This window comes from Moorena sp. SIO4E2 (assembly GCF_010671945.1).
GTDB classification, from domain to species: Bacteria; Cyanobacteriota; Cyanobacteriia; order Cyanobacteriales; family Coleofasciculaceae; genus Moorena; species Moorena producens.
In genome coordinates this window covers 1-9,859 of sequence record NZ_JAAHIE010000266.1, presented here as the reverse complement: position 1 = coordinate 9,859, position 9,859 = coordinate 1, and the positions used below count along the sequence as shown (strand labels likewise).

Here is a 9,859-nt window from a genome sequence, read left to right as displayed (position 1 = left end):
GCTATCAGCTATCAGCTATCAGCTATCAGCTATCAGCTATCAGCTATCAGCTATCAGCTATCAGCTATCAGCTATCAGCTATCAGCTATCAGCTATCAGCTATCAGCTATCAGCTATCAGCTATCAGTTTGTGAATGAAAGAGGTAACCATTTTTTGATCTGAGTGAAGTCACGAAGCTGACCGCTGACCGCTGACCGCACCTCAAGTAGCACCTCAAGTAGCGCATATACTTACCAACTATCTTCATTGTCGAAGCTGGGAAGATCGGGAGATGGGGAATACTCGCTGACGGTAACCTCCTCTACCTGGGACGGTTTACTCTTTCTTTCCTTAGCCAGTTGCTCAACAGTATCACTAATCACAACCGTTAAGTTTTCCCGGGTTTGAGCATGGTTGGCTTGCTCAGTCTTTAAGGCATCGATTAAGCGATCGCGTTCTGCCATGACTGACTTAAGGGTTGCCCTTAATTCCTCGACCGTTTGCAGTTGTTCCACATTCTGCTCAATACTCGAAACCGTCTCCAGTTGATCTGATTTGAGTTGAAATCCGTCTTGTTGTAATTGTTGCAGTTGAGCCTTGAGAGTTTCGATTTGCTCTTGAGCAAGTTGGCTTTCGATACGCCGTTGCTGAGCTTCAGTATTATATAACTGACGCCAATGAGCTGCACTTTTATCCGCAGCCTGGCACTCTTTAATGCTATCGGCCAGCTGCTGCTTCAGTTCCTTGATTTGGGCTAACCATTCGGTAAGCGACCCATTGTTGCTCATCAACAACTACTCCATCGGCTATAGCACTAATCAAATTTAATCAAATTTAATTATGGTTGAGGGGGTCGGGTTAACGGTAAACTGTCAATAAAATATTAAAGTGTGTCAATTGAACTACTGAACACTAGTAATGGGCAAACTACGGGTAAAATTGGCAAATTAATTTGTAGCAAGCCCCTGCTCACATCAGAACCTATGCTATCTAAGCGTTTTTTTCGTTTCTTCCGTTTCTTTGGTTACCTGAATCTGGTAACCCTCAGGAAGACTTTCAAGCGTGCGATGGAACGTCGCTTAATGGGTCTATCTGCTGAAATGGCATATAACGCCATGTTAGCGCTTTTTCCAGCAATTTTAGCAATTCTGACAGCGATTGGCTTGTTTGAATATTCCTTACAATTAACCTGGTACCACCACCCTCCCGAGCTGAGTGAAGTGGCACAGAATCAAGCTCTGAAAATGATGAAGGAAGTAGGTCCGGCTCAGGCGGTGCAGCCAATTCAGGAATTTACCGAGCAGATTCACCTCAGCACCAATAGCAGTCTATTTTCCCTGAGTTTTATCATAGCCATTTGGGTATCTTCTGGGGCACTGAGTGCAGCGATGAATGCCCTTGATCACATCCACCACATCCCCCGAGAGCAACAACGACCGTTTTGGAAAGCTAAGTTGATTTCTCTAGGCTTAACCATTGGTAGTATCATACTGCTAGTGATTGCATCTTTTTTGGTATTTATCAGTCACTGGGTGCTAAAAACAGTCGTTGATACGAGTGGAGCTTCCATCTTGTTGACACTCTGGAGTCTGTTGACCTGGCCCGTAGCCCTGAGTATGGTGGCAGCATCCTTTGCCTTTATCTATCGCTACGGACCAAGCGGTTGGCAGCTAGGGACACCGATATTGCCAGGAGCAGTTTTAGCAGCCATTTCCTGGGCAGTGGCTTCAGGGTTGTTTCGGCACTACGTTACTGCCAATTTCAGCAATTACAACAAAGTGTATGGTACAGTAACAGCCATAATTATCTTACAGCTTTGGCTTTACATGACTTCCCTGGTACTGTTATTGGGGGACCAGTTGAATGTGATAGTAGGAGAAGCAATGCAAGCATCCCATCGCAGACCTAGACCAAGAATAAAATTAGCTAAGGCCAAAAAATAATCACATTAGCTGAAACACTTTTGAGAATTTAGAATTGAGAATTTAGAATTGAGAATTTAGAACTCACCATTCTGCCTTCTGCCTTCTGCCTTCTACATTCTACATTCTGCCTTCAACCTTCAACCAAACAACCTATTTAAGCCCGTCACGAACCCACCGCCCACGCCTAACGGCTATAACGGGGGCTTGAAAAAGTCCATGACGTGACCAGCCTAAGACTATTGAGTCTACGTTTTTTGAGCTATCACACCTTTAGATGCGTCGCTAGTCTTCTGCTCTGTGGTTAATAGTTAAACAGTCATAAACGGGTTAAGACAGTGCTATTAACAAGACAAACTCAAAAAACATTGGCTAAGCGAACTCACCCTAGCAATAGGAGAAAACACAATTATGCGTGTATTTGTACTTGACAAAGACTTTAAACCATTAGACCCTTGCCGTCCGGCTAGAGCCAGACTATTGCTCAAGCAAGGTAGAGCCAAAGTGTTTAGAAGGTATCCATTTACAATTATCCTAAAAGATTTGGAGGTAGGAAACTGTACGACTCATAATCACCAGTTAAAAATTGACCCAGGCGCAAAAACAACAGGCTTAGCAATTCTACAAGACAACACTGTTATCTGGGGTGCTGAAATAATGCATCGTGGATTTAAAATTCGAGACGCTTTAACCTCAAGACGGCAATTAAGACGTTCTCGCCGTAACCGCAAAACTCGCTATAGAAAACCTCGTTTTCTTAATCGGAAACGTCCTTTGGAGTGGCTAGCACCCAGTTTAATGTCTAGAGTTCATAATATCCTGACTTGGGTTAAAAAGCTAATTCGGTTTTGTCCCATGACGGGTATTTCTCAAGAATTGGTACGGTTCGACACTCAAAAAATGGAAAACCCAGAAATCTCCGGTACTGAGTATCAACAAGGCACTTTGTACGGCTACGAAATTCGAGAGTACTTGCTTGAAAAATGGAACCGTAAATGCGCCTACTGTGGTGCAACAGATACCAGGCTAGAAGTCGAACATATTAAACCAAGATCTAATGGTGGTTCCGATAGGGTTAGTAACCTGGCAATAGCTTGTCACGATTGTAACCAAGCCAAAGGAAACCAGGATATCAAACAATTCTTATCAAGGAAGCCTGATGTATTGAAGCGAGTCCTGTCTCAATCTAAACGATCATTAGCTGATACCGCTGCGGTCAATTCGACTCGCTGGAAGCTGTACAAAGAACTCAAGTCTACTGGATTGCCAGTAGAAACGGGTTCGGGAGGCCAGACTAAATATAATCGACGTCGGTTTAACCTAGTTAAAACACATTGGCTTGATGCCGCTTGTGTGGGGAAGGTTGAAGCCATTTATGTCGAAAATTGCCAATTTTTATTAATTATGGCCAAAGGTCATGGAACTCGCCAAATCTGTCGAACAGATAAATTTGGGTTTCCGAAGCGTTATTGTTCAAGAACTAAGATCCACAAAGGTTTCCAGACCGGAGATATTGTCAAAGCAATTGTTACTAAAGGCAAAAAGATCGGAACTTATGTTGGACGTGTCGCCACTCGTAAAACTGGCTCGTTTAACATTTCGACTGCCAACGGATTGATTCAAGGAATCAGTTACAAGTACTGTACACCAATTCACAAAAAGGATGGATATTCATATCAAATTAATACCCTGTCCTCCCTTTCCTGAGTGCCTGTCACCTGGGGTTTCCCCAGGTGTTTATATGCCACGTCCTTTTGCTAACCTTTCAGGTATAGCGGGGGTCTCCAGGGAGGCGGAAAGATGAGGAATGATCGCAAAACATCTACCTTAAGGCGTGTACGTCGGGTAAGCTACCTACTGGACAATGCTATTCCTATCCCAGGAACAGGTTATCGGATTGGTTTAGATCCCATCATTGGTCTGTTACCAGGGGGTGGTGATTTTGTGGGAACTATCATTTCATCATACATTGTCGTAGAAGCAGCACGACTGGGAGTGTCTAGATCTACCTTGGTGGAGATGGTGCTGAATATCCTTCTTGAGACAGTTACTGGGTCTGTACCGGTGTTAGGGGATCTGGTGGATGCGGCCTGGAAGGCAAATGTCAAAAATGTTGAGCTGTTAGAGAAAGAATTAAATGTATCATCATCACCACCACAAAAATCCGATTGGTTGTTTCTTATCTTACTGTTGGCAGGGTTGGCTGTAGTGTTGGTAGTTGCGGTTGGAATTAGTCTTGCGATCGTAGCGTGGGTGATCACGGCTATAACTAGCTGAGCAACAATGTCTGGCATTTGTGAATGGGACTTGTGTAGGGTGGGACATGAAACTGGCAAGATGCCAGTTCCACAGGGTGGGAAATGAAACTGGCAAGATGCCAGTTCTACTAAGATGCCTATTCCAGCCACGGCTCAAACAGCTAAAATAAGATTCACCCTGTCTGGAATTGGTGAATGGGAGTAAAAAGACACAAACAATGGAAGAAAAAAAATTAGCGCAATTTTCTCTAGCGGATGGAACTACATTTCTGGTAGAAGTGGAAGAACCAGAAAGCCGTGGTATTGAGCGAGTCTCCCTGGGATCGGGAAAAAAAGTCCTCAAGGCACGGCAGACCTTTGAAGAAGCTCTAGATCAAATCAAACCGGTGGCTTCTGCGGTGATCACCAAATTGCGTGACCTCAACCAACCTGCTGATGAAGTGGAGGTAAAATTTGGTTTGAAATTGACGGCAGATGCGGGAGCCGTCTTTGCCTCTGTGGGTGGCGAAGTGAGCTATGAAATTACCTTAAAGTCAATAACTCACCGCTAAGTCCTATCGGACTATAGCGGGAGCTTGTAGAAGCTCATAGTTGACCAGACTGAGACTTAGATTAGGTCTACGTTATTTGAGTTATAACACCTGTAGGTGCGTGCCAGCCTTCAGCTCTGTTGTTAACAATTAAACATCTGTAGCGAGTTAAGGAAGTGTTGTTAACCTAAAAAGCTCTTATAACATTGTCGAGGCAAACTTTACCCACATCGTGGAGTGTTCAAAGTAATGCGAGTTTTCGTTTTAGATCAAAATAAAAAACCCCTGGATCCATGCCACCCGGCACGAGCTAGGGAACTACTTAAGAAAAGAAGGGCTAAAGTATTTAAGCGCTATCCATTCACTATTATCATGCAGGACAGGAGTGTTGATAATTCTGTAACTCATCCACACAGACTCAAAATAGATCCTGGTTCAAAAACAACCGGAATAGCTGTTATTCAAGAACAGACTGGACGAGTGACAAGTGCATTAGAAATTAACCATCGAGGACAGAGTATCAAGAATTCTTTAGAATCCAGAAGAGCCTTAAGGCGAGGTAGGCGAAACAGAAAAACTCGTTACCGCAAGCCTCGATTTCTTAATCGGAAGCGCCCAGAAGGGTGGTTACCTCCGTCACTAATGAGTCGAATATTTAACGTTGAGACTTGGGTAAGACGACTGAGGAAGTTGTGTCCAGTGACTGCAATATCTCAAGAGCTAGTGCGGTTTGATACTCAGAAGATGCAAAATCCAGAAGTATCAGGCGTTGAATATCAACATGGCGAGCTATACGGGTTTGAGGTTAAAGAGTACCTTCTTGCCAAATGGGGACACAGTTGTGTTTATTGTGGTGCTATGAATACGCCCTTAGAAGTTGAACACATTGTCCCAAAATCAAAAGGTGGCAGCAATCGGGTCAGCAACCTAACCCTTGCTTGTCGGTGTTGTAATCAGAAAAAAGGTAATGACCCCATTGAAAAATTTTTAAAGAAAAAACCAGCAATTCTCAAAAAAGTATTAGCTAAAGCAAAAATTCCTTTAAAAGATGCCGCAGTCGTCAACTCAACCCGTTGGGAATTATGGAGAAGACTAAAATCAACTGGATTACCCGTCGAAACAGGCTCGGGTGGATTGACTAAGTTTAATCGCAAGACTAGGGGTCTCGGAAAAACTCACTGGATCGATGCTGTTTGTGTTGGTAAAACCACCCCTGAGCAAATATTACTGAACGGAACAAAGCCACTAACAGTAACAGCTAAAGGTCATGGTATTCGTCAAAGGTGCCGACCTAATAAATACGGGTTTCCAAAGGCTCATGCTCCTTCTGCTAAGTCGTTTAAAGGCTTTCAGACAGGAGATATCGTCAAAGCTGACATAAAGAAAGGAAAATATGCCGGGCAGTATACAGGACGGATAGCTATTCGTTATCGTCCTTGTTTTGTACTTCAGACTCCCGAGAAGAAGTTCGATGTTCATCCAAAGTATCTGAGAATAATATTTAAAGCTGACGGATACGAATATGCGTCTAACTAGCAATGATTCGCGCTTCGCTGGCCGTAGGCCACGCTACGCGAACAATTTATTGACCTGCGGGAATTACCCGGAGACGAAACCTGTTTATTGTGGAGCCTTTAGAGTCAGTGGGCTATGCAGATGCATGGTTAAATCTTTTTTAATAAGGCGACCCTATCTTACGGTAACTTTAAACCCGCTCAAACTAACGTTTATAACGGGAGTCCCCTTCCCGTATTTAAGATGGATTTTAATGCCCATAAGAGTTCAATTATTCGGCTCTTTAATCAAGACCAAGTAGTTGGTATTGGCTTTCTGGTATCCGAACACTATGCCTTAACCTGTGCTCATGTCGTAGCAGAGGCATTATTAATTGATAGCACCACACAGAGCTCACCTGAGGGAGACATAAACGTTGATTTTCCTTTACTTAATGGGACTAAATTTTCGGCCAGGGTGGTTTGCTGGCATCCTGAATCTCCTTTAGAAGATTCTGAAGAAGCGATAGAAGATATTGCGGTTTTGAAGCTTGATAACCTTCCTGCTTTTGCTCACCCGACTCGGGTGATATTATCGGAAAATATTGCAACTAATCCATTTAAAGTATTTGGCTGTCCTAAGAAAGTTTCGTTTGGAGTTTGGGCAACTGGGGTATTGTCAGATCAAAATGCTAAACAATGGTTTCAACTGGAAGATCCTAAGGTAACTGGATACGGGATTGAAGCAGGATTTAGTGGTTCTCCGGTTTGGAATGAAAAATTGCAGGGAGTGGTGGGGATGGTAGTTGCGGCAGACCGCAAGCGAGAAACGGCAAAAGTCGCGTTTATGATTCCGACACAAATTTTAGTGAAGGCTTGGTCACAGTTGGAGTCAATTGTTATCCGAACTCAGGAAATAGAAAAGCCAATTAAGCCACGGTTGTCACCATTTAGGATAAGTTGTCTGCAACAAGAAAAAAAAGATTTAGAAGAAAAAATTAGGAACATTTTTAATCAAATGGGATTCCATGATCCGGCGTCAAATGAATATAAAAATCTCAAAAAGATAACTGAAGCATATTTTTCTGGTCTTGAGAAAGTTGAAAATCAATTATCTAGTTTTTAGCTTTTTAGGTATTTGATAATTAAAAAAAATGAATCGTAGAGAGTTTTTGGAACAAGAAAAAAAAGATTTAGAAGAAAAAATTAGAAACATTGTCATCCAAATGGGATTCAGTGATCCTGCCTCAATTAAATATAAGAATTTAAAAAAGGAAAGTGACATATATTTTTCTGACCTTGAGAAAATTGAATTTGATCTTAGTTCATATCAACACTCATCATTAACTAACAATCAAAGAGGAAATCGCTTTGACAAAAAGCTACGAAAGATTGATTTTAAAAAGCCGAGAAATCGAATCAATCAAATTCTCAAAAAATTTGCTAGTACTCGTAAGGGAGGATCGGCTTTTTTTTTAATTGAAAATATCAAAGAAACTAAGGGAGAATTATTGGTTTATGATATTCGAGATGATCTAACCAAAGAAAGTGATGACTGGAGACATTACCCGATTAATGTGATAGCGAATAATATTGTAGATGAACAAAGTTTATTAAGGGCGATCGCAAACTTTATACCTAATTATGATTCGGAGACTAAAACAGTTGATAATCCTCAACAGTATGCTATCAATATTATTGATAAAATTACGAATGGCTTGCAAGTTGGGAGTCTTGTTTTTTTCGAATTGAATGATTGGGATGCTCTCGGGGAAAATCAAGATTCATTATTATCCTGGTTTATGGAGTATTTTTGGATTCCTCTGACTAAAAAACAGTCTCAACTATCTCATAATTCTGCAAATATTATAATTATCCTTTTTATGACCACTAGTTATTATTGTTTGTCAGAAAAATGTCAATGTTTACCTCATTTTAACCCACCCTCAAAATTTAATAAGCAAAAAATTTTCAAATTGGATTTACCAATAACATGGAGCGATAAAGATATTCGTGAATGGATTGAAGATACTTGTAAATATAATCGTCAACAAAGCTTGTTTGAATTAAACTACATCTTTAAGTATTCTAAAGGAAATCCAGAAAAAACCTGTTACATGTTGAAACAAAAATTTAATAAACTTTAGTTATAGCCTATGAATCCCCCTAAATACATCTTCCAGGGCAATTCAAAACATCGACCTAAAACATGTCATCCAGAGTCTCCCACAGAATTAGAACCCTATATTGCCGACAGCGAATTAATTGAAGCTGTGAATTTGGCAATTTTCCTGCAAAGACCCCTGTTAATTGAAGGAGAATCGGGATGTGGTAAAACCCGATTAGCAGTGGCAGTAGCTTATGAATTAGGGTTGCCCTTTTATCGTTGGGATATTCGCTCAACCACCAAAGTCCAAGAAGGATTATATGAATACGATGCGATTTTGCGGTTGCATGATGTCCAAACCCAAAACTTAACCCCGTCAATTAATCCGAAAACTGGACAACCGAGAAATCCTAAACAACCAAAAGATTACCGTGAACTAGGTCCCCTGGGAAAAGCCTTTCAATGTCATGACTATCCGGCAGTTTTGCTTATTGATGAAATTGACAAGGCTGATGTGGATTTTCCCAATGATTTACTGTCGATATTGGATAAACCTTGGAAATTTTTTATTCGGGAAACCGGAGAAACCATTGAGGCTAATCAAGAGCAACTACCAATTATCATTATTACCAGTAACAAAGAAAAAGGCAGTCTACCCTCTCCCTTTTTACGCCGCTGTTTATATCACTATGTGCGTTTCCCTAGTCAACCAGAAGAGTTAGAGAAAATTGTCGAGGTTCACTATCAACAGAAACAGAAACCAGAGACCATGGCAATGCCCAAATCTGATTTAGTGAAGACTGCGATCGCTAAATTTTTAGAGATACGAAAGGATAAAAGTCTATTTAAACTTCCGGGGACCAGTGAGTTTCTGGATTGGCTGGCTGCCTTACATCACTTTAAATCGGAACCCTATCCTGTGAGTGAACTGCAGCAAGACAATACAATTCCCTATCGAGATTTAGTATTTAAATTGCGGCAAGATTGGCAAAATCCTAATTATGCAGGTTCATGATACCAATTTCCTTTAATGAGGCTACAGATCAGATCCCCCCTAGCCCCCCTTGAAAAAGGGGGGAACTGGACTTAAAGTCCCCCTTGTTAAGGGGGGAACTGGAGTGAAAGTCCCCCTTGTTAAGGGGGGAACTGGAGTGAAAGTCCCCCTTGAAAAAGAGTGAAAGTCCCCCTTGTTAAGGGGGATTTAGGGGGATCCCCCCTAGCCCCCCTTGAAAAAGGGGGGAACTGGAGTGAAAGTCCCCCTTGAAAAAGAGTGAAAGTCCCCCTTGTTAAGGGGGATTTAGGGGGATCCCCCCTAGCCCCCCTTGAAAAAGGGGGGAACTGGAGTGAAAGTCCCCCTTGAAAAAGAGTGAAAGTCCCCCTTGTTAAGGGGGATTTAGGGAGATCCCCCCTAGCCCCCCTTGAAAAAGGGGGGAACTGGAGTTAAAGTCCCCCTTGTTAAGGGGGATTTAGGGGGATCCCCCCTAGCCCCCCTTGAAAAAGGGGGGAACTGGAGTGAAAGTCCCCCTTGAAAAAGAGTGAAAGTCCCCCTTGTTAAGGGGGATTTAGGGA

At 42.0% G+C, this 9,859-nt stretch carries 9 protein-coding genes; 8 read left to right on the top strand and 1 reads right to left on the bottom strand.

Translation table 11 applies throughout. The features are described from left to right. Positions 1–231: 231 nt before the first annotated feature. Positions 232–768, bottom strand: a complete 537-nt coding sequence (locus F6K37_RS23320; RefSeq protein ID WP_008189846.1) for a hypothetical protein — start codon at positions 766–768, stop codon at positions 232–234. 195 nt (positions 769–963) lie between these two features. Here F6K37_RS23320 and F6K37_RS23315 point away from each other — a divergent pair, with 195 nt between their 5' ends. From F6K37_RS23315 to F6K37_RS23280, 8 genes are all read left to right on the top strand, one after another. Beyond that, a complete protein-coding gene (locus tag F6K37_RS23315) occupies positions 964–1,923 on the top strand; it encodes a YihY/virulence factor BrkB family protein (RefSeq protein ID WP_502887769.1) in 960 nt (319 codons plus the stop codon). A gap of 390 nt (positions 1,924–2,313) precedes the next feature. Then, a complete protein-coding gene (gene iscB / locus F6K37_RS23310) occupies positions 2,314–3,609 on the top strand; it encodes an RNA-guided endonuclease IscB (protein ID WP_071102596.1) in 1,296 nt (431 codons plus the stop codon). Positions 3,610–3,702: 93 nt separating this feature from the next. Continuing rightward, on the top strand, positions 3,703–4,179 hold the full coding sequence (locus F6K37_RS23305; protein WP_287252417.1) for a DUF4112 domain-containing protein: 477 nt from the start codon (positions 3,703–3,705) through the stop codon (positions 4,177–4,179). A 199-nt stretch (positions 4,180–4,378) separates the two neighbouring features. Continuing rightward, the gene (locus F6K37_RS23300) at positions 4,379–4,711 is read left to right on the top strand and encodes a CU044_2847 family protein (protein WP_071102597.1); all 333 of its coding nucleotides are present in this window, start codon (positions 4,379–4,381) and stop codon (positions 4,709–4,711) included. A 228-nt stretch (positions 4,712–4,939) separates the two neighbouring features. Beyond that, positions 4,940–6,226 carry an RNA-guided endonuclease IscB gene (gene iscB, locus F6K37_RS23295; RefSeq protein WP_287252415.1) on the top strand — a complete coding sequence of 429 codons (1,287 nt, stop codon included), beginning with the start codon at positions 4,940–4,942 and terminating at the stop codon, positions 6,224–6,226. A gap of 222 nt (positions 6,227–6,448) precedes the next feature. Then, positions 6,449–7,309, top strand: a complete 861-nt coding sequence (locus F6K37_RS23290; RefSeq protein ID WP_287252413.1) for a trypsin-like peptidase domain-containing protein — start codon at positions 6,449–6,451, stop codon at positions 7,307–7,309. 28 nt (positions 7,310–7,337) lie between these two features. Further along, a complete protein-coding gene (locus F6K37_RS23285; RefSeq protein ID WP_287252411.1) occupies positions 7,338–8,330 on the top strand; it encodes a hypothetical protein in 993 nt (330 codons plus the stop codon). Positions 8,331–8,339: 9 nt separating this feature from the next. Next, positions 8,340–9,305, top strand: coding sequence for an AAA family ATPase (locus tag F6K37_RS23280; RefSeq protein WP_287252409.1), 966 nt, complete (start codon positions 8,340–8,342; stop codon positions 9,303–9,305). The last annotated feature ends 554 nt before the right edge of the window (positions 9,306–9,859 follow it).

Bases quoted from the DNA above. Each gene is read 5' to 3' on its own strand.
- F6K37_RS23320 (WP_008189846.1), bottom strand. From the start codon at position 768: ATGAGCAACAATGGGTCGCTTACCGAATGGTTAGCCCAAATCAAGGAA.
- iscB (WP_071102596.1), top strand. From the start codon at position 2,314: ATGCGTGTATTTGTACTTGACAAAGACTTTAAACCATTAGACCCTTGC.
- F6K37_RS23290 (WP_287252413.1), top strand. From the start codon at position 6,449: ATGGATTTTAATGCCCATAAGAGTTCAATTATTCGGCTCTTTAATCAA.
- F6K37_RS23315 (WP_502887769.1), top strand. From the start codon at position 964: ATGCTATCTAAGCGTTTTTTTCGTTTCTTCCGTTTCTTTGGTTACCTG.
- F6K37_RS23305 (WP_287252417.1), top strand. From the start codon at position 3,703: ATGAGGAATGATCGCAAAACATCTACCTTAAGGCGTGTACGTCGGGTA.
- iscB (WP_287252415.1), top strand. From the start codon at position 4,940: ATGCGAGTTTTCGTTTTAGATCAAAATAAAAAACCCCTGGATCCATGC.
- F6K37_RS23300 (WP_071102597.1), top strand. From the start codon at position 4,379: ATGGAAGAAAAAAAATTAGCGCAATTTTCTCTAGCGGATGGAACTACA.
- F6K37_RS23280 (WP_287252409.1), top strand. From the start codon at position 8,340: ATGAATCCCCCTAAATACATCTTCCAGGGCAATTCAAAACATCGACCT.
- F6K37_RS23285 (WP_287252411.1), top strand. From the start codon at position 7,338: ATGAATCGTAGAGAGTTTTTGGAACAAGAAAAAAAAGATTTAGAAGAA.